The sequence below is a fragment of the Escherichia sp. TW09308 genome, from assembly GCF_000208565.1.
GTDB lineage: Bacteria > Pseudomonadota > Gammaproteobacteria > Enterobacterales > Enterobacteriaceae > Escherichia > Escherichia marmotae.
Genome location: NZ_AEME01000001.1, coordinates 3285763 through 3306943 on the forward strand (window position 1 = coordinate 3285763; position 21181 = coordinate 3306943).

General features: G+C 49.8%; 16 protein-coding genes, 1 other RNA gene and 1 pseudogene. 3 read left to right on the plus strand and 15 right to left on the minus strand.

Features of this window, described 5'->3' with window-relative positions; translation table 11 throughout:
- Positions 1-30: 30 nt before the first annotated feature.
- Positions 31-732: a pirin family protein gene (locus ESM_RS0115585; RefSeq protein WP_000633605.1), complete on the plus strand. Its 702-nt coding sequence runs from the start codon at positions 31-33 to the stop codon at positions 730-732.
- Between the two features lie 22 nt (positions 733-754).
- Positions 755-919 carry a protein YhaL gene (gene yhaL, locus ESM_RS01000000125050; RefSeq protein ID WP_010379152.1) on the plus strand — a complete coding sequence of 55 codons (165 nt, stop codon included), beginning with the start codon at positions 755-757 and terminating at the stop codon, positions 917-919.
- 286 nt (positions 920-1205) lie between these two features.
- Here yhaL and cyuA read toward each other — a convergent pair whose 3' ends face one another.
- From cyuA to garP, 14 genes and pseudogenes are all read right to left on the minus strand, one after another.
- Entirely contained in the window at positions 1206-2516 is a 1311-nt protein-coding gene (cyuA, locus tag ESM_RS0115595) for a cysteine desulfidase (RefSeq protein WP_000483437.1), read from the minus strand.
- A gap of 27 nt (positions 2517-2543) precedes the next feature.
- A complete protein-coding gene (locus ESM_RS0115600) occupies positions 2544-3875 on the minus strand; it encodes an amino acid permease (protein WP_000401606.1) in 1332 nt (443 codons plus the stop codon).
- Between the two features lie 278 nt (positions 3876-4153).
- A complete protein-coding gene (gene tdcG, locus ESM_RS0115605) occupies positions 4154-5518 on the minus strand; it encodes an L-serine ammonia-lyase (protein WP_000622150.1) in 1365 nt (454 codons plus the stop codon).
- A gap of 69 nt (positions 5519-5587) precedes the next feature.
- Positions 5588-5977: an enamine/imine deaminase gene (locus ESM_RS0115610; protein ID WP_000719985.1), complete on the minus strand. Its 390-nt coding sequence runs from the start codon at positions 5975-5977 to the stop codon at positions 5588-5590.
- Positions 5978-5990: 13 nt separating this feature from the next.
- Positions 5991-8285 carry a 2-ketobutyrate formate-lyase/pyruvate formate-lyase gene (tdcE, locus tag ESM_RS0115615; protein WP_000861700.1) on the minus strand — a complete coding sequence of 765 codons (2295 nt, stop codon included), beginning with the start codon at positions 8283-8285 and terminating at the stop codon, positions 5991-5993.
- Between the two features lie 33 nt (positions 8286-8318).
- A complete protein-coding gene (gene tdcD, locus ESM_RS0115620; protein WP_010379154.1) occupies positions 8319-9527 on the minus strand; it encodes a propionate kinase in 1209 nt (402 codons plus the stop codon).
- A 25-nt stretch (positions 9528-9552) separates the two neighbouring features.
- Complete coding sequence (gene tdcC, locus ESM_RS0115625; RefSeq protein ID WP_000107717.1) at positions 9553-10884, minus strand: threonine/serine transporter TdcC; 1332 nt, start codon at positions 10882-10884, stop codon at positions 9553-9555.
- A 21-nt stretch (positions 10885-10905) separates the two neighbouring features.
- On the minus strand, positions 10906-11895 hold the full coding sequence (gene tdcB / locus ESM_RS0115630) for a bifunctional threonine ammonia-lyase/L-serine ammonia-lyase TdcB (protein ID WP_000548354.1): 990 nt from the start codon (positions 11893-11895) through the stop codon (positions 10906-10908).
- Between the two features lie 98 nt (positions 11896-11993).
- Positions 11994-12932, minus strand: a complete 939-nt coding sequence (tdcA, locus tag ESM_RS0115635; RefSeq protein WP_000104220.1) for a transcriptional regulator TdcA — start codon at positions 12930-12932, stop codon at positions 11994-11996.
- A gap of 633 nt (positions 12933-13565) precedes the next feature.
- An RNA gene (rnpB, locus tag ESM_RS1000000126945) (RNase P RNA component class A) lies at positions 13566-13941 on the minus strand.
- A gap of 32 nt (positions 13942-13973) precedes the next feature.
- Positions 13974-15120 (minus strand): annotated as a pseudogene (gene garK, locus ESM_RS01000000125060) (glycerate 2-kinase).
- Between the two features lie 92 nt (positions 15121-15212).
- Positions 15213-16106, minus strand: a complete 894-nt coding sequence (gene garR / locus ESM_RS0115645; protein WP_000178109.1) for a 2-hydroxy-3-oxopropionate reductase — start codon at positions 16104-16106, stop codon at positions 15213-15215.
- A 29-nt stretch (positions 16107-16135) separates the two neighbouring features.
- Complete coding sequence (gene garL, locus ESM_RS0115650; RefSeq protein WP_001058055.1) at positions 16136-16906, minus strand: 2-dehydro-3-deoxyglucarate aldolase; 771 nt, start codon at positions 16904-16906, stop codon at positions 16136-16138.
- A 15-nt stretch (positions 16907-16921) separates the two neighbouring features.
- On the minus strand, positions 16922-18256 hold the full coding sequence (gene garP, locus ESM_RS0115655; protein ID WP_000599621.1) for a galactarate/glucarate/glycerate transporter GarP: 1335 nt from the start codon (positions 18254-18256) through the stop codon (positions 16922-16924).
- Positions 18257-18628: 372 nt separating this feature from the next.
- On the opposite strand from garP, the gene garD reads away from it, so the two are divergent.
- Positions 18629-20200 (plus strand): galactarate dehydratase, encoded by a 1572-nt coding sequence (garD, locus tag ESM_RS0115660; RefSeq protein WP_001273732.1) that lies wholly within the window; start codon positions 18629-18631, stop codon positions 20198-20200.
- A gap of 51 nt (positions 20201-20251) precedes the next feature.
- Here the strand turns inward: garD and agaR are convergent, their stop codons facing one another.
- A complete protein-coding gene (agaR, locus tag ESM_RS0115665; protein WP_000072182.1) occupies positions 20252-21076 on the minus strand; it encodes an aga operon transcriptional regulator AgaR in 825 nt (274 codons plus the stop codon).
- Between the last annotated feature and the right edge of the window lie 105 nt (positions 21077-21181).

Below are 21181 nucleotides of genomic sequence, written 5' to 3' on the forward strand. Positions count from 1 at the left end.
ATAAAAGGAAGTAAAGAGAGGTCAAGAATTATGATTACTACCCGAACTGCCAGACAGTGTGGACAAGCAGACTACGGATGGTTGCAGGCCCGGTATACTTTTTCCTTTGGACACTACTTCGACCCTACATTGTTAGGCTATGCCTCCCTGCGTGTACTTAACCAGGAAGTGCTGACCCCAGGTGCCGCCTTCCAGCCGCGAACCTACCCAAAAGTCGATATTTTGAATGTGATTCTGGATGGAGAAGCAGAATACCGCGACAGTGAAGGCAATCATGTTCAAGCCAGCGCTGGTGAAGCCTTATTGCTTTCTACTCAGCCGGGCGTGAGTTATAGCGAACATAACATCAGCAAGGACAAATCGTTAACGCGGATGCAGCTTTGGTTGGACGCTTGTCCACAGCGGGAGAATCCGCTGATTCAAAAACTGGCGCTTAATATGGATAAGCAGCAATTAATCGCCTCGCCCGATGGCGCGAAGGGTAGCCTGCAACTGCGCCAGCAGGTGTGGCTGCATCATATCGTGCTCGATAAGAACGAAAGTGCGAGCTTTCAACTACACGGCCCGCGTGCCTATTTGCAATCGATTCACGGTCAGTTTCATGCGATTACGCACAACGAAGAGAAAGCGGCGCTGAGCTGCGGCGACGGGGCGTTTATTCGTGACGAGACTAACATTACGCTGGTTGCCGATTCCCCACTGCGCGCTTTGCTGATAGATTTACCCGTCTAGTTGTTTTTACAGGGAGAAGATGGTGAGTAAAAAATCGACGAAGAAACGTCAACAAGTGAAGTCCGTAGTGGCGAAAGAAGCCACCCGCGCTACTAAAAACTTTGGCTATGAAGAGATGTTGAGTGAGCTGGAAGCGATAGTCGCTGATGCTGAAACGCGGTTAGCCGAGGATGAAGCTACCGCGTAAAGACAGGTTGCCGGATGCGGCGTAAACGCCTTATCCGGCCTACAAAACCAACAAATTGCACAATCCGTAGGCCGGATAAGATGCGCCAGCATCGCATCCGGCACCGGGTACAAAACCCAACAAAACCAACAAATTGCACAACCCGTAGGCCGGATAAGATGCGCCAGCATCGCATCCGGCACCGGGTACAAAACCCAACAAAACCAACAAATTGCACAATCCGCAGGCCGGATAAGATGCGCCAGCATCGCATCCGGCATCAGGTATGACATCCGAAATCCGGCGCTTATCTGGCCTTGCTCGCCATAATCTCGATAATCTGCCGATCCGTTTGCTGCATCGAATGGCTTGCCAGCGCACACAGATTGGCAATCGACTGCTCAACATCATGCGCCACAATGCCTTCATTGCCGGTCACGGCGGTATCATCCAGCGCCATTAACACCGCTTTCCATGCTGCCGAAGCACTGGTCGAAACCTTCATAGCACAACTGTTCGATGCGCCATCGCAAATCATACCGCTAACATCACCGATCATACTGCTGATCGCCATTGAGATCGTTTCATAACGCCCATCCACCAGCCATGCCATCCCGGCGGCGGCCCCCATTGCTGCCGTCGTTGCAGCACACAGTGCAGACAATCGCGGCAACTGGTTATGGATGTAAATCGCGCTCAAATGCGAAAGCATCAACGCGCGCGCCAGACGCTCATCATCAGCACCGAAGTGTTCCGCTACCACTACCACTGGCATTGTCGCGGTGATCCCCTGATTACCAGAACCCGAGTTACTCATCGCCGGAAGCGTTGCGCCGCCCATACGCGCATCAGATGCCGCGCTGGTACGAATCACAATTGACGAAGAGAGATCTTTCGCCAGCAAACCGCGTGCACACTGTTTTTCCAGCGTCGCGCCAATATGCAACCCCCAGTTACCGCTTAAACCTTCCTGCGATAATGCGCAATTTAACTTCGCAGAATCGAGAATAAAGCGAATCGCCTCAAACGGCACTTCATTGACGAACTTCAGGATCTCTGCCAGCGTCGTATTAGACAGCACCGCCAGCGGCGACTCTTGCTCGCCCTCGGCCACACACGCCTGCTGAGTAAACACCACGCCATTGTGCGTCTCAATATGCACAATGTTGGTATGTCCGCCGACGATGGTGACACAAGCCCACTTCTCACCACTCCAGACTTTGGCGCGAGAGAAGAGGATTTCATCGCAAGGCTCCTGGATCTTAACCGACACTTTTCCCGCCGCCAGCAACGCTTTGGCATCGGCAATCGCCTGTGCTGTCGCATCTTTCAGCACTTCCAGCCCAGCTTTGGCATTTCCGCCTAACGCTCCCAGCGCCGCTGCAATCGGCAGCCCCACCATTCCCGTACCGGGAACGGTGACCCCCAGACCGTTCTTCATCAGATTTGGCGAAACCCAGGCTTCTACACGTTCAACCGGACCTTCCAGTTCTGCCGCAGCAACCGCCGCTGCCAGCGCCAGTGAAATAGGTTCAGTACATCCCAGCGCCGGTTTTACCTCCTCCTGTACTGCGAGGATGTAACGCTGCCATAACGGATTTAAAGTCGAATTAAACATAATAAAAACCTTAAAATTTCAGGTAAATCAAGAAAATGCCAGGAACGGTGAAACACAGAGCAACAAACCGGTGACGATAATCAGGTACAGAGAGGCACCTTTGTATTTGTGCAATGCCGGTACTTTGTAAACCAGCCACGCCGGGATCAGGCACCCCACCATGCCGAAAATCGGGCTACAGATAGAGGTGAAGCTCAACACCGGCGCGTTCAGTACGATGGCGCTCCAGGCCAGTAAAATAGCGAAAATCATGATGCCGCGCTGGACGAGATTTTCGTTAATCTTCTCGGCTGGTATCTTGCGGCGCAGGATGTTCATTACTATCCCTTGCGTGGCTTCGCGAAAGCCTAAATAGACGCCAAAGAACGCGGTCATTACGGCAAAGATATTGAGAATGACGCTGACCACTTTTACCCACGCTGCGCCATCACCGCTAATAAACTGCGCGGCAATCGCCAGGGCAGAAATATTCTGCTCATAGGCTTTTACCGCTTCGTCATGTCCCATCGCCAGGGTGAACGACACGGCATAGAAAAAGACAGTGACGAACAAAATGCCAAATGCAATGTTCATTGCCCGTAGCGCTTTATGTCGCGCCACTTCAATCGATTTTTCCCGCGAGCGATAGGAAATCACCATCGGGCTTAAAGTCTGAATAAACAGGATTGAGGTCAGAGTAAACGGCAGCGTAATAATCGCGTTTTTCACCAGCAGCCCCAGCGGCGGCAGCGAACCCACGTTATACAGATGCCACATTCCGACCATCGACACGCCTAATGCCGCGACTACCAACAGTTTGGTCAGCACCATGCCGGTTGAAATTTTGAATAACAGTTTCTCGCCGCGTGAGGAGATCGCCACCAGAATACAAATCAGTACCAGTCCATAAAACGGATTGTCTGACAGCACGCTTTCGGTCACGCCAAAAGTATGCAGATAGGAGGCACTATCGTTGGTGATGGCGGTGGAATAGACGAACATCCAGATCACCAGCATCACGAAATAAAGTGCACCTAACAGGATGCCCCAGTTTTTGCCTAAATAGCCACTGATGACGCTCGGATAATCTTTACACTCCGGCGATTCGGCCAGCGTATTAATAAACAACCGCTGAAACAGATACATTGCCGGGTAACCAATCACTGATGAGAGCAAAAATACCCACAATCCCATCAAACCGACCTGCACCGGGAGAAAAACAATCCCCGCGCCAATCGCCATCCCAATACTCATAATCACCCAACCGGTGTCGGTACTGTCGAATTTGATTGCTTCACGCCACTCACTTTCGCTCATTCCAGCACGACCCGCCGGGGTCGAAGCGTCTGCAATAACGCCTTTATTCGATGCAATTTCCATAATTTCTCGCTCAATATTTTGTAGGGCTTATTATTTTTTTCCGAGCCACATCAAGGCGATATGCGGTCTACGTTTTTTGCAGGCGAGTTATTAGAATAAAGAAATGATACGCGTGAGGTCAGAGAAAATCTTCACAATCAAGACTTTGAAATAACGGTGATGGATAATAATTTTCTACCAAATCGATAAATAGGAAATGGTTATTCTCTATTTGCGGCAGATCACAATAAAAAAGGGTGCACATTTTGTGCACCCAAGGATGAAAGCTGACAACAATGTCAGCCGCAGACCACTTTAATAGCCAGTCCTCCGCGTGAAGTTTCGCGGTATTTATCGTTCATATCTTTGCCAGTCTCATACATCGTCTCGATCACTTTATCGAGCGAAACACGTGGTGCAGAGGTACGCTGCATCGCCATCCGCGCTGCGTTCACCGCTTTCACGGCATTAATCGCATTCCGCTCAATACACGGAATTTGCACCTGCCCGGCTACCGGATCGCAGGTCAGCCCAAGGTTATGCTCCATGGCGATTTCCGCCGCATTACACACCTGAGCCGGGCTACCGCCCAGCAGTTCGGTTAGCCCTGCCGCTGCCATCGAACAGGCCACGCCAATTTCCCCCTGACACCCCACTTCCGCACCGGAAATGGAGGCATTCATTTTATATAGCGCGCCGATAGCACCAGCCGCCAGTAGAAAACGAGCGATAGAGCGCTCATTGAGCGGACGGCGGAATTTATCGTAATAGGCCAGCACCGCCGGAATAATACCGCAAGCGCCGTTAGTGGGTGCCGTCACTACACGTCCACCAGCGGCGTTTTCTTCACTGACCGCCAGAGCAAACATATTGATCCAGTCGATCACATTCATTGGATCGTTAGAGATATTGTCACTAGAAAGCAGCAAGCGGCGCAGCGCCACCGACCGGCGTGGGACATTGAGCGGGCCAGGCAATACGCCTTCGGTGTTCATGCCGCGTTCAATACCGTCAGACATCACCTGCCAGATACGCGCAAAACCAGCGTCAATTTCCGCTTTGCTGCGCAACGCCAGTTCGTTTTGCATCATCAGACCAGAAATAGACAGCCCATTGTAATCACACATTTTCAGCAGTTCGCCTGCCGAATGGAAGTCATAAGGTACTGGCATTTCGACATCATGCGTCAGGCCGAAGTGTTCGTCTTCAACAATAAAACCGCCGCCGACAGAATAATAGGTTTTGCTTAAGAGTTCTTTCTGCCCTTTCCAGGCAGTAATCCGCATTCCGTTCTCATGACGCGGCAACATTTCCGGATGAAAAATAATGTTTTTTGCTACAGGAAAATCAACCACATGTGCGCCTGCCGCCACCGGGAGTCGACTACTGCGCGTCACAAGTTCAATAAATGCAGGGATCTCATCAATAACAACATCCTGCGGACTGTTCCCTGCTAGTCCCATGATGATAGCGATATCCGTGGCATGGCCTTTGCCCGTCAGTGACAACGACCCGTAAAGATCGACCACAATGTGGCTCGTTGCGGTTAATAAACCACTACTTACCAGCCGATCGATAAAACTTTTTCCAGCATTCATTGGCCCCACGGTATGCGAACTGGAGGGACCAATACCAATTTTGAAAATATCGAATGCACTAATCATAACCACACTCTCGGATTGCCACTCTGTGAAGAGGAGTGGGACGACTCTGCGGCCGCCCCACTCCGGGCTTTACACGCTACGTACTGCGATAGCTTCGATTTCCAGCTTCACATCTTTCGGCAAACGCGCGACCTGCACGCAGCTACGGGTCGGGTAGGTCGCCTGATGCTCATCAAAGAACTGCTTATAGACTTCATTGATGGTGGCGAAGTCGTTCAGATCGGTGATAAATACCGTCATCTTGACGATATCGCCCACGGACAAACCGGCAGCGACAACAATCTCTTTGACGTTTTGCAGGCTTAAACGTGCCTGATCTTTCACATCAGCCGGGATCTCGCCGCTCTGCGGGCAAACCGGAATTTGCCCGGAAGTGAAGACCATGCTGCCTAAATCCACACCCTGAACATAAGGGCCGATTGCACCCGGGGCACGTTGCGTTTCGATAATTTTTTTCATACATCCTCCGGCGTCAGAGCGCCTGGGTAAAGGTACGTGAAATCACATCCTGTTGCTGTTCACGGGTCAGCGCGTTGAAGCGCACAGCGTAGCCAGAGACACGGATTGTCAGGTTAGGGTATTTTTCCGGGTGCTCGATGGCATCCAACAACATTTCCCGGTTCATAACGTTGACGTTGAGATGTTGACCGCCTTCGATATCCGCTTCGTGGTGGAAATAGCCATCCAGCAGACCGACAAGGTTGGTTTTGCGTACCGGATCTTCTTTGCCCAACGCCGCAGGGACAATTGAGAAGGTGTACGAAATACCGTCTTTGGCGTAGGTGAACGGCAGTTTCGCCACAGAGGTCAGCGAAGCCACGGCCCCTTTGCGGTCACGACCGTGCATCGGGTTAGCGCCAGGGGCAAACGGAGTACCCGCACGACGACCGTCCGGCGTGTTACCGGTCTTCTGTCCATACACGACGTTTGAGGTGATCGTCAGAATCGACTGGGTCGGCACGGCGTTACGATAGGTTGGTAGCGCTTTAATTTTCTTCATAAAGCGTTCAACCAGGTCGCAGGCAATACTGTCTACGCGCTCGTCGTTGTTGCCGTACTGCGGATATTCACCGTCAATTTCGAAGTCCACCGCCAGACCGTTTTCGTCACGAATCGGTTTCACGCGAGCATATTTAATTGCGGACAAGGAGTCCGTCGCCACCGACAAGCCAGCAATCCCGCATGCCATCGTGCGATAAACATCACGATCGTGCAGTGCCATCAGCGAGGCTTCGTAGCTGTACTTGTCATGCATGTAGTGGATGAGGTTCAGCGCGCTGATGTACTGCACCGCCAGCCAGTCCATGAAGTGGTCGAGGTTATCCATCACTTTGTCGTAGTCCAGCACGTCGTCCATCAGCGGAGCCATTTTCGGGCCCACCTGAATCTTCAGCTTCTCGTCCATCCCGCCGTTGATTGCATACAGCAATGTTTTCGCCAGGTTAGCGCGTGCGCCGAAGAACTGCATCTGCTTACCAATCACCATTGGGCTGACGCAGCAGGCAATCGCGTAATCGTCGCTGTTGAAGTCAGTGCGCATCAGATCGTCGTTTTCATACTGCAAGGAAGAAGTGACGATAGACACTTGCGCCGCATATTTTTTGAAGGCAATCGGCAGCGCTTCCGACCACAGAATAGTCAGGTTAGGTTCCGGTGCTGGCCCCATAGTGTGCAGGGTATGCAGATAACGGAAGGAGTTTTTGGTCACCAGTGTGCGGCCATCCAGCCCCATCCCGCCGATCACTTCCGTAGCCCAGATGGGATCGCCGGAGAACAGCGAATCAAATTCTGGTGTACGCAAGAAGCGCACCATGCGGATCTTCATGATGAAGTGGTCGATCAGTTCCTGCGCCTGCAGCTCATTGAGCACACCGGCTTTAAAGTCGCGTTCAATGTAGATATCGAGGAACGACGCGGTACGACCAAGAGACATCGCACCACCGTTTTGCGATTTCACCGCCGCCAGGTAGGCGAAATAGAGCCATTGCACCGCTTCCTGCGCATTTTGCGCCGGACGGGAAATGTCAAAGCCATATTTCGCTGCCATTTCCTGAATCTGTAACAGCGCACGACGATGTTCTGCCAGTTCTTCACGCAGACGGATAGTGGCTTCCAGATCTTCGCCTTTTTCCAGACGAGACTGAAGATCGGCAAATTGCAGTTCGCGTTCACGCACCAGATAGCTGATGCCGTACAACGCCACGCGGCGATAGTCTCCGATAATACGTCCGCGACCATAACCGTCCGGCAAACCGGTCAGTACCCCAGATTTACGGCAGCGCAGCATATCCGGTGAATAAACATCAAATACACCCTGGTTATGGGTTTTACGCAGATCGGTAAAGATGTACTCAAATTCGCTGTCCATTTCACGGCCATACGCGTGGAATGAACTTTTAATCATATTAATGCCACCGAACGGATGCAGCGCGCGTTTTAACGGCGCATCCGTTTGCAGACCCACTATTTTTTCCAGCGGCTGATCAATATATCCCGCATCATGAGCGGTAATGGTGGTGGCAATATTGGTATCGAAATCTAACGGCGCGTGAGTCGCGTTTTCGATACGAATGCCCTCCATTACTTTTTCCCACAACGCCGTGGTTGCAGGCGTTGCTTCGGCAAGGAAAGATTCATCTCCTTCATAAGGTGTATAGTTGTGTTGAATAAAATCGCGGACATTAATTTCGTTTTTCCAGTCCGTACCTTTAAAGCCAAGCCATGCGTCGGCGTACAGCTTATCGCTGGTATCGATATCTACCTTCATGAAAAATAATCTCTCTACAATACTTCAACTAAATTATGCAAATTCTGCGGGGGCGTTTACTTTGCCTAAATGAATCGCATCTAAGGCAATCATTTTTTCTTCGTTGGTCGGAATAACGGCGCAAATTACGCTCGCATTTTCACTGGAAATAATTCGTTCACCGTAAGAGTTAGATCGATTATTCATTTCTGTATCAATCTCTACTCCTAATACAGCTAAATGTTCCATAACCAAACGACGAATTAAACTTGAGTTCTCCCCTATTCCACCGGTGAATATAATTCCATCCAGGCGATGTAATGAGGCAGCGTGTCCGGCAATATGGCGGGCAATTCGGTGAACAAAGGTTTTAATTGCCAGTTGTGCACGCTCATGGCCTTCATGCCAGGCTTTTTCCAGTACGCGCAAGTCGGAAGAAAGACCGGAAATACCTAATAATCCCGACTCTTTATTTACCACGCGTTCCAGGTCGCCCAGGCTCTGGTTGGTTTGACTCGCCACCCAGGACATCGCACCGAAGTCAACATCACCACTGCGCGTGCCCATCATCAACCCTTCCAGCGGCGTCATTCCCATTGAGGTATCCACGCTCTGACCATTGCGAACTGCACAGATAGATGCACCATTGCCAAGATGCGCGACCACCAGACCGGAGTCATCTTCCGCCAGATCCAGCAGCGAATAGGCGCGCTGAGAAACGTAGCGGTGCGAGGTTCCGTGGAAGCCATAACGACGCACGCCAAGCTCTTCGTAATATTTCCACGGCAGGCCATATAAATAAGCCTCTGGAGCCATTGTCTGATGGAAGCTGGTATCAAATACCGCCACCTGAGTTACACCTGGAAATAATTGCTGTGCCGATTCAATACCACTTAAATTGGCGTAATTATGCAGCGGCGCAAGCGGGGAAACACGGCGGATATTATCAATGACCTCATCGGTAATAATGGCGGACTCGGTAAAAATACTGCCGCCGTGGGCGATACGGTGGCCAATTAAGGCCACTCTGTCATTTAAATTCCGTTTTTCCAGTTCAAATGCAATTGCCTTTAATGCACCTTCGTAGCTGTGGTGAGCCAGCGGTGCTGGCTCTCCTCCATTTACGGATAAGAATGCATTTTCCGAGTTAATACCATCGGCAATACCTGACATTAATACTTCACAGTCTGAGGTATCCAGCACAGAAAACTTAATTGAAGACGAACCACAGTTAATAACTAAAACAACCGGATATTCATTCATCTCTTTTCTCATCCTGAGTTACAGATTAAAACAGTTTGTATACGATGTTCAGGATGGTCAGCAGACCAATCACGGTGACAAACACGTTATCCAGACGACCACGGTATTTCGCCAGAGACGGCGCTTTACGAATGGCGTACATCGGCAACAGGCACAGCAGTGAGGCAATAATCGGCGCACCCATCGCTTCAATCAGGTCCAGAATGTTCGGGTTGGCGTAGGCGACAACCCAGGTAGAGCCCATGATGAAGATCATGCTGATAGTATTCAGTTTACCCAGCGACACTTTGGTTTTGTCACCTTTATAACCGAACTTCAGAATCAGACCGTTCAGACCTTCCAGCGTCCCCAAATAGTGACCGAAGAAAGATTTGAAGATAGCCACCAGTGCGATGATGGAAGCCGCATATTCCAGCGTAATAGCGAACGTCGTTTTGGTGCCGGTCATGGACGCAAAGTGGTTAGCCAGATAAGAAAGTACCGGAATATTCTGCGCTTTCGCTTCCGCCATATTCGCCGGAGAAAGTGTAAACAGGCAGCTAAAGGCGAAGAACATCACTACCGCAACCATCAACATGCTGGCACGAGAGATAATTTGTGAACATTTACGCTCGGTGAAGTCGCGTCCAAAATCTTTCTCATACTCTTCACGTTTAGAAACCACGAAGGAAGAGACGATTGGCGAGAAGTTAAAGGAGAAGACCATAATGGAAATCCCCAACCAGACGGTGATCAGAATGCCATCATGACCCGTTAACGACAGCGCACCGAGATCAACTTGATCGATAACCGCAGAGTTCCAGTAAGGGATCAGCGACAGAGAAATCAGCACCAGGCTGGCGATAAACGGCCATACCAGGTAGCTCATTACTTTAACCATCAGATCCTTACCAAACCAGATGACGAAGGCCATCAACAGCAGCAGGAACAGCGCCACAAAGCCGCGATTCAGTGGCGCAAAGCCGAGCTGGTTTTCCCAGAAAGTCATAAAGGTGTTGGTAATGGTAACGCCATAAATCCACAGCAGTGGGCAAATCGCGAAGAAATACAGGAACGTAATGACCACGCCGCCGGTTTTACCAAAATGCTCTTCCACCGTTTCCGTAATGTTGCCGGAAGGGTTAGAGCCGGAAAGGCACAGACGCGCCAGCGCCCGGTGACAATAAAACGCGATTGGGTATGCCAATACCAACATCAGCAGAATCGGAATTAGTCCGCCAAAACCTGCGCGGATAGGGAAGAACAGCACCCCGGCGCCGATTGCCGTGCCAAACAAACCTAACGTCCATGTGGTATCTGATTTACGCCATGACGATTGTTTTGTCTGGCTGGATACAATGCTATCTGAAGTACTCATATCCTATCCTCAACGAATTAATTAAGCGCCAACGAAACCGGTGATTTGAGAGACGCGGGAAAGATCGATATTACCGCCGGAAATAATACTGACGGTTTTTCTGTTTTGAATATATTGGTCTAATTTACCGCTTAATAATGCAGCACATGCCAGAGCGCCCGCGCCTTCGGTGACGACTTTATTGCGCTGAATTAAGGCAATCATACTGTTTCTGATTTCGTCTTCGCTAACCAGCACGATATCATCGACTAATTCACGAACGATTTCGTAAGTTAAATTACCCGGGCGAGCGACATCACAACCATCCGCCAGGGTGCCGGTAGTTCGGTGCGTGGTTATTTCTCCCGAGTGGAAAGAAGCCGCCATACCGTGAACGTTTTCTGACTGCACACCAATAACACGGATAGTTGGGTTAATAGATTTAATCGCCACTGCAATACCGGCAATTAAACCACCACCGCCAATTGGTACAATTACGTTATCGACATCATAGAGATCTTCCATAATTTCCAGACCAATCGTTCCCTGGCCGGCAATGACTTTCGGATCATCATAAGGGGGAATAAAGATGCGACCTTCCGTTTCGACAATTTCACTTACTTTGGCGATGGTATCGTTGAAGTTATCGCCATGCAGTACGACTTCAGCGGAGTAGTCACACGTTGCCGCAACTTTGGATTTTGGCGCGCCTTTCGGCATCACAACTTTACCATCAATCCCCAGCATCGCACAGGAAAGCGAAACCCCTTGTGCATGGTTGCCCGCCGAACAGGCCACTACCCCCTTGCGTTTCTCGGCATCGGTTAAGGAGCTTAATTTATTAAATGCACCTCGAATTTTAAATGAACCAGTACGCTGCATGTTTTCAAACTTCAGGAATATTTCACCTTTGCAACGTTCACTAAAGTAGTTAGAGCGAGGCATGCCTGTTTTATAAATTCGCCCAGCCAGACGTTGTTTTGCTTCAATAATGTCATCAATAGCAACCGGCAGATCGTATGTAATATGCATTATAAAACCTCTTCGCCTGAATTAAATTTGTAGGTAACCGTAACCAACACCTGTAAAAATACAGGTGGATTATTCATGTTTAAATAAAAAACAAATAACTAACCAACTTCTATTAATTGCCTTCGTCGACACCCATTATAAGATGAATACTCTTTAGCTAATTCCACCAAAACTGATGCTGCTTTTTTGATACGATAATTTTTTGACCATACTGCGGCATATCGTGCCACCGGCAACGTTTCCTCAACCGGAATAGTAATAAATTGATTAGAACCAAAAGGTGAAGTCATATCGCAGGGAATAACGGTTAAGAAATCAGCATTGAGAACAAGATTATAAATGGTGACAACCGAGTCGGTTTTAACGATGTTTTCAATACTGATGCCATTTCTTTGTAGCGTGGTGAGTAGCTCGCTGTAGTATCCCATATTCGTTTGTGGCAACACCCACTGTTCGTTCTTCAAAGACTCCAGCGTGGTGGTGCCGGTGCATGTTCGGGACTTACCGGCAACCAGCACGAATTCTGATTCGAACAGCGGCTCAACATGCAAATCCTGAAGCTTCATTTCTGCACTTAACGTACCTATCGCAAAATCCAGGCGCCCATCGCGGATAGCCGGTAAGAACGAAGACAGTTGCGCTTCATACATTGAGACCTGCGCTTTCGGGAACACCTCTTTGAATTTGTTGATCATCCCGGACATAAAGGTAAAGCCAATCAGCGATGGAAAACCAAATGAGACTTCCACTACAGCCTCAGTGGACATACCGCTAATCTCATTAACCATATTTTTCATTTCGCGGGTAATGGATTCGGAACGAGAGAGCAACAATTGACCAGCAGGCGTCAGCGTTACGCCGGTATTTTTCCGAACGACTAATTCAACGCCAAAATAATCTTCAATATCGTTAATGATTTTACTTACCGCTGGTTGAGTTAACCCTAATTCTTTTGCAGCCGATCCAATAGAGCCACTTCTGATGACTTCCTGAAAGACTACCAGGTGTTGCGTTTTAGGAAGAAGAATAGTGCTCATAACAACCTGCGTTAATTACCTCATTGACGGAATGAATTGTATCAAAATGGAATGAACAGGATATGTGCGACCACTCACAAATTAACTTTCAATAGTTTTCCAGGTAAATCCTTAAAGCGATATATCCATTTAATATCAATGAGTTAGACAATAAAAATCAACACAAAGCCTGACTTTTATCAAAAAAACAAGGGGGGATAACCATATTTTATGGCGATAACAACACGCTTGATTTTTCTTATTAGAAAATGCGCTTAGACGATATTTCAATCAATTACCGTGTATTTCGCAGACGAATTTTAAGTTAAATTTAATGCGCAAGTTATCAAATTTTATTATAAATAAATCGTTTTCATAGATAAATAATGCGGCACATCACATTTTTTTGCGCCATTTGTTGAAGATGAAACATTGATTATAGCAAAAGCTTAAAACCTAACAAACATATATTAAACAAACAAAACAATTGATTAACGTCATTTTTCCTCTCAATGGCAGGACGTCATTTTGTGAACGCAATCGTTTCCCATGATTTATTCTTGTTTTACGGTTACCGAATAGCATTTTGTGTTGAGGATCACAAAACTAATAATTGCTATTCGAAGTAAGTTATCAGCATAGACCACAGGATGGCTAAAAAGAGTGTTTATATTAAGGTTCTGTCGTGGACAGTCATTCATCTAGGCCAGCAATCGCTCACTGGCTCAAGCAGCCTACCCGGGTTCAGTACGGGCCGTACCTTATGAACCCCTATTTGGCCTTGCTCCGGGTGGAGTTTACCGTGCCACGGACTGTTACCAGCCGCGCGGTGCGCTCTTACCGCACCCTTTCACCCTTACCTGATCCCACTTGCGTGGGCCATCGGCGGTTTGCTCTCTGTTGCACTGGTCGTGGGTTTCCCCCCCAGGCGTTACCTGGCACCCTGCCCTATGGAGCCCGGACTTTCCTCCCCTCCGCCCGTCTCCCCCGAAGAGGACGACGACGAAGCGGCGACTGTCTGGTCAGCTTCGGCGCGAAGTATAGAGGGTTTGCACGCCCTTGTCACCCCGCACTGCGCATTCCAATCGCCAGTGTGGCGGCGATATTGCGTGAAGCGCGGTAAATATTGTCATAAGCCCCGCTGAAAGCTTCATCCAGGGTAACAATGCTGTTCAACACGCTGAATACGGCATCGATGCCGTGCTGATGCACAACGCCGACATCCTTCGTCAGACTCCCTGCAATACCAATTACCGGTTTATGGTATTTCTTCGCGACGTTCGCTACGCCAATCGGTACTTTGCCGTGGATACTCTGGCTATCAATGCGCCCTTCTCCGGTGATCACCAACGTACAATCGTGAATATGTTCTTCCAGATTCAACGCCGTAGTCACAATCTCAATGCCGCTCTTTAGCTCTGCACCAAGAAACGCCATTAGCGCCGCCCCCATACCGCCCGCAGCACCAGATCCGGGGACGTCTTTCACATCAACATACAGCGATTTTTTGATGACATCAGCATAGTGAGAGAGATTCTTGTCCAGCTCAACAATCGTGGCTTCATTAGCCCCTTTCTGCGGGCCAAAGATACGTGACGCGCCGCTGTCGCCCACCAGCGGATTGGTGACATCGCAGGCGACGCGAATCGTACAATCCTTTAAGCGTGGATCAAGGCCAGAGATATCAATGGTATTCAGGGTATTGAGGCTGCCGCCGCCAAAGCCGATTTCATTACCACTGGCATCGCTTAACTTCGCTCCCAGCGCCTGCACCATTCCCGCGCCGCCATCATTGGTAGCACTGCCGCCAATGCCGATAATAATAGTGGTTGCGCCGCTCTCCAGCGCCTGCAAGATTAATTCACCCGTACCACGAGAAGTGGTCACCAACGGATCACGCTTTTCCGCTGGAACCAACGCTAGCCCACTGGCCGCCGCCATTTCAATAAACGCGGTTTTACCGTCGCCAGAGATCCCCCAACAGGCATTCACCTTCTCACCCAGCGGCCCCGTAACCCAGGCTTGACGTTCGGCCCCCTGAGTGGCAGCAATCATCGCTTCCACCGTTCCTTCACCGCCATCAGCAACGGGAACAGAAACATAGTGTGCATCAAGGAAAAATTTCCCGAAATCCCTTTTCTATCGCCTGCGCAACCTCGCTGGCAGATAAACTTTCTTTGTAAGAGTCTGGGGCGATTACGATTTTCATATCTTTGCCTGTTACCACATGACGCCGGAGGGCGTTTCTCTTATTCGGCCTGGCTCCCAGCCCGGATTGCACCACGCCATCCGGGCACGAAGTCACTCGCGAGTGACTTCGACTTTCGCCAGTTTTTCGTAGTAGCACGCCAGAGCGCTGTGGTCTGCTGTTCCCAGCCCATCGGCACGCAGCGCCTGCATCATCTCCATGACCACTGCGGTCAGCGGCAATTGCGCACCAACGTCATGGGAGGTATCCAGCGCATTTGCCAGATCCTTAATATGCAGATCGATACGGAAGCCCGGCTTGAAATTCCTGTCCATCACCATCGGCGCTTTTGCATCGAGTACAGTACTTCCCGCCAGCCCACCACGAATCGCCTGATAAACCAGATCAGGATTAACGCCCGCTTTGGTTGCCAGCGTTAACGCTTCTGACATCGCCGCAATATTCAGCGCTACAATGACCTGGTTTGCCAGTTTGGTGACGTTGCCTGCACCGATTTCTCCGGTATATACAACGGATCCCGCCATCGCTTTCATCAAGTCATAGTATTTGTCGAAAATAGCTTTGTCGCCACCCACCATCACTGACAGGGTACCATCGATGGCTTTCGGTTCACCGCCGCTCACCGGGGCGTCCAGCATATCAATACCTTTCGCTTTCAGTGCTTCGCTGATTTCACGGCTTGCCAGCGGAGCGATTGAACTCATATCGATTAATACCGTCCCTGGTTTTGCACCTTCAATGATGCCATTTTCCCCCAGCGCCACTTCTTTCACGTGCGGAGAGTTTGGCAGCATGGTAATGATGACATCGCACTGTTCAGCGATGGCTTTAGCCGTAGACGCGGTTTCTGCGCCTGCGGTAATCACGTCAGCGATAGCTTCTGGATTACGGTCAGAAACCACCAGCGAGTAACCTGCTTTCAGAAGGTTTTTACTCATTGGTTTACCCATAATACCCAGGCCAATAAAACCAACTTTCATAGTCATATCAATTATCTCTCTTGTTGCGGTGGTCGTTATTTTTTAAAGGCATCTGCCAGTTTCTGCGTGGCGGAGCGGAAAATACCGAGGTCGCTGCCGACAGCGACAAATGTGGCACCCCATTCCAGATAACGGCGTGCATCGGCTTCAACTGGCGCGAGGATGCCACTGGGTTTACCGTAAGCGCTGGCGCGGTTGAAAATATGTTGAATCGCTTTTTGTACCTCCGGATGTGACGCATTGCCGAGATGACCTAATGCCGCCGCCAGATCGCTGGGGCCAACGAAAATGCCATCAACGCCTTCGGTCGCAGCGATGGCGTCAACGTTATCGACGCCCTGCTGGCTTTCGATTTGCGCCAGAATGGCGATGTTCTTATTCGACCGGGCGAAATAGTCCGGTACGGTGCCAAACATATTGGCGCGGTGAGAAACGGAGACGCCGCGAATACCTTCTGGTGGATAACGCGTTGATGCTACCGCCTGTACCGCGTCTTCTTCCGTTTCGACAAAGGGGATCAGGAAGTTGTAAAAACCGATATCTAACAGGCGCTTAATAATCACCGGTTCGTTGGTCGGCACCCTCACTACTGGCGCACTGGCGCTACCTTTCAACGCCATCAACTGCGGGATGAACGTGGAAATATCGTTTGGCGCATGTTCGCCATCCAGCACCAGCCAGTCAAAGCCAGCCAAACCAAGAACTTCAGTGCTGATCGGGTTGGAAAGTGCTGACCAGCAGCCAATCTGTACCTGTTTCGCAGCCAACGCGGCTTTGAACTTATTGGGGAAAATATCGTTATTCATCGCTTATACCTTTGCTTATTTCTGCAATTCCATACGTTTAATGTCACCAACCACGAAGAGGTAGCAGACCATTGCCATCAGCGCCGAACATCCCACAAATACCAGCGCCGCATTGAAGGAATGCAGTTCACTAACCAGGTAACCAATCACCAGTGGAGTAACAATGGAGGCGACATTGCCAAAGACGTTAAAGACGCCGCCGCAGAGGCCAACAATCTCTTTCGGTGCGGTATCGGAAACCACCGGCCAGCCCAGTGCGCCAAATCCTTTGCCAAAGAAGGCTAACGCCATCAGCATGACCACCAGCGTGGTGTTGTTGGTGTAGTTACATAAGATGATGGTGGAAGCCAGCAACATTCCCAGCACAATTGGTAGCTTACGTGCCAGAGTCAGTGACAAACCGCGTTTGATCAGATAATCCGAGAAGACACCCCCAAGCACGCCGCCAGCAAATCCACACAATGCCGGAATCGACGCAACCAGGCCGACTTTCAGAATCGACATCCCCTTTTCCTGTACCAGATAAATCGGGAACCAGGTGAGGAAGAACCAGGTGATGGTGTTGATAAAATATTGCCCGAAAAATACCCCCAGCATCATGCGGTTAGAGAGCAATTGCTTGATGTAATGCAGCTTAGGACCGCTTGCTGTCGCACCGCCTGGCTTTTTGTGATCCATATCGACCACCGCACCATTTTCGGAGATAAACTTCAACTCTTCTGCAGACATGCGCGGATGGTCTGTCGGGTTATGAATCAACTTAATCCACAGCGCCGTTAGTACAAAACCAATCCCCCCCATAACGGTAAAAACGTGCTCCCAGCCCCAGGCGAAAGTCAGCCAGCCAAGCAGCGGCGAAAAGAGCGCCAGCGAGAAATATTGCGCCGAGTTAAAGATGGCGGAAGCTGTTCCACGTTCTTTAGTCGGGAACCAGGCGGCAACAATACGGGCGTTCGCCGGGAATGACGGCGCTTCCGAGAAGCCCAACATAAAGCGCATGAAGAACATGGAGATCCCTGCCCAGGCAATAGGGAACATATCGACAAAGCCTTGCAGGAAGGTAAACAGCGACCAGAAAAAGAGGCTGTAAGTGTAAACTTTCTTCGATCCAAACTTATCCAGCAGCCAGCCGCCAGGGATTTGCATTAGCAGATAGGCCCAGCCAAAAGCGGAGAAAATGTACCCCATCGAAACCGTGCTTAATTGCAGTTCTTTTGCTACTTCAGTACCGGCAATCGACAGCGTTGCACGGTCGGCATAGTTAACGGCTGTCACAATAAAAATAATAAATAATATTAAATAGCGGGTATGCACGCTTTTCTTTTTTTCTTCAATGGTGTCCAGAATCATTTTATTTACCTCGGGTACTTATGTTGATTTTTATTATTGGGAAGGTATTATTTATGAGTTCCATTCATATAGTTATGACAATGGCCTCGTGAATTAGTATAAGCAGCGGGGTAATAATAATCATTGTGCAAATGCGAACTTAAATAATGTAATTTAAATATTATTTTGAGCATATGCACATAACATTGCGCGCTAAAGCACAGATTTACGCTTTGCCTTGCCGGATAGCGTCGCAATCCCTGAAATGATTGACATTGATCACATTTCTACCGTTAAACTCCTGACATTCTTATTTCACCTAATGAAGTTATTTATTTTTAAATGAGATCTAATGCTCATTTTAATATCCCCCTGGCTGGAGAATATTGAACAATGGCCAATATCGAAATAAGACAAGAAACGCCGACTGCGTTTTATATAAAAGTTCATGACACAGATAATGTGGCAATTATTGTTAATGATAATGGCCTGAAAGCAGGAACGCGTTTTCCGGACGGCCTGGAATTAATTGAGCATATTCCCCAGGGGCATAAAGTCGCATTGATCGACATTCCTGCTGATGGCGAAATTATTCGTTATGGCGAAGTGATTGGTTACGCCATGCGCGCCATCCCACGTGGAAGCTGGATCGATGAATCGATGGTGGTTCTGCCTGAAGCGCCCCCCTTACATACTTTGCCTCTGGCAACCAAAGTGCCGGAACCTTTACCTCCGCTGGAAGGTTATACCTTTGAAGGCTATCGCAATGCCGATGGCAGTGTGGGCACCAAGAACCTGCTCGGCATCACGACCAGCGTGCATTGTGTGGCAGGCGTCGTCGATTACGTGGTGAAAATTATTGAGCGCGACCTGCTGCCGAAATACCCGAACGTCGATGGTGTGGTGGGGCTGAATCACCTGTACGGCTGTGGCGTGGCGATTAATGCCCCAGCGGCGGTGGTGCCTATTCGAACCATTCACAACATTTCGCTGAACCCAAACTTTGGCGGCGAGGTGATGGTGATTGGCCTCGGATGCGAGAAATTGCAACCAGAGCGCCTGCTGGTCGGTACGGACGATGTGCAGGCTATTCCACTGGAAAGCGCCAGTATTGTCAGCTTGCAGGATGAAAAGCATGTCGGTTTTCAGTCAATGGTTGAGGATATTTTGCAGGTTGCCGAACGCCATCTGCACAAGCTGAATCAACGTCAGCGAGAAACCTGCCCGGCTTCAGAACTGGTTGTTGGTATGCAGTGCGGCGGCAGCGATGCGTTTTCTGGCGTGACAGCCAATCCGGCGGTTGGCTATGCGTCTGATCTGCTGGTGCGCTGTGGTGCAACGGTGATGTTCTCGGAAGTGACGGAAGTACGCGACGCCATTCATCTGCTGACGCCGCGCGCCGTTAACGAAGAGGTCGGTAAGCGTCTGCTGGAAGAGATGGAATGGTACGACAACTATCTCAATATGGGGAAAACCGACCGCAGCGCCAACCCTTCGCCGGGAAACAAAAAAGGCGGTCTGGCAAACGTCGTGGAGAAGGCTCTCGGCTCCATTGCCAAATCAGGTAAAAGCGCGATTGTAGAAGTGCTGTCGCCAGGGCAGCGTCCGACCAAACGTGGATTAATTTACGCCGCGACGCCAGCCAGCGACTTTGTCTGTGGCACCCAACAGGTGGCTTCAGGAATTACCGTTCAAGTATTTACGACCGGTCGCGGTACACCTTACGGCCTGATGGCAGTGCCGGTCATTAAAATGGCAACCCGCACTGAACTGGCGAACCGTTGGTTTGATTTGATGGATATTAATGCGGGCACCATCGCCACCGGCGAAGAGACGATTGAAGAGGTGGGCTGGAAACTATTCCACTTTATTCTCGACGTTGCCAGCGGGAAGAAGAAAACCTTCTCAGACCAATGGGGACTGCATAACCAACTGGCGGTGTTTAACCCGGCACCGGTGACTTGATAACTCAATTTGTATTATGCCCGATGGCACACGTTTATCGGGCATAGTAAGTCATAGCGAAGACGCGTTCTCCCCGACCAGAATCACCTCAACCCCGGCCTTTCGTAGCCCTTCCAGACTATCCGCAGGAATGCCTTCATCGACAATGATCATATCGATCCGCTGGGTATCAATGATCTTATGTAAACTGGAGCGATTGAACTTACTGGAATCTGTGACCACGATGATCCGTTCCGCAACTTCGCACATCCGGCGGTTCAAACGGGCTTCATCTTCATTGTGCGTACTGACGCCGCGCTCCAGATCGATAGCATCTACACCGAGAAACAGCATGTCGAAGTGGTAATTTTGCAGCGATTGTTCAGCCTGATCGCCATAAAAAGATTGTGACTGACGGCGCAAATGCCCGCCGGTCATCAGTAGCTCAACGCCCTCAGCTTCCAGCAAAGCATTAGCCACGTTCATACCGTTGGTCATCGCAATCACGTCAGTATGCTTGCGCATCAGACGGGCAATCTCAAAGGTTGTGGTTCCGGAGTCGAGGATCACGCGATGGCCAGGCTTAATCAGCTCAACAGCAGCTTTCGCAACGCTGCGTTTCATCGCAGTGTTGAGCGCACTTTTATCTTCCACCGAAGGTTCGACTGACGGTGTCGTGCTATCGCAGATCAACGCGCCACCATAAGCACGCACGGCGATCCCCTGCTTTTCCAGAAATGCCAGATCGTTACGGATCGTCACCGTAGAAACGCCGTACAATGCCGATAGATCATTAACTTGCACACTTCCTTGCTGCCGCAGGCGCTGAATGATCTGTTCTCGTCTCTCACTGGTGCCTGTTACTCGCTTCTCGCCTGAAGCGTCGGTATTACTCATAGTAAGTCCTTTCGTAAAACTTTCGTTTCATTTCGTTTTGCTTATTAACGCCTTTCTATTAACCAAATGCAAGCCCACATTGCCCATTGACGCAAGCGCCCCTCG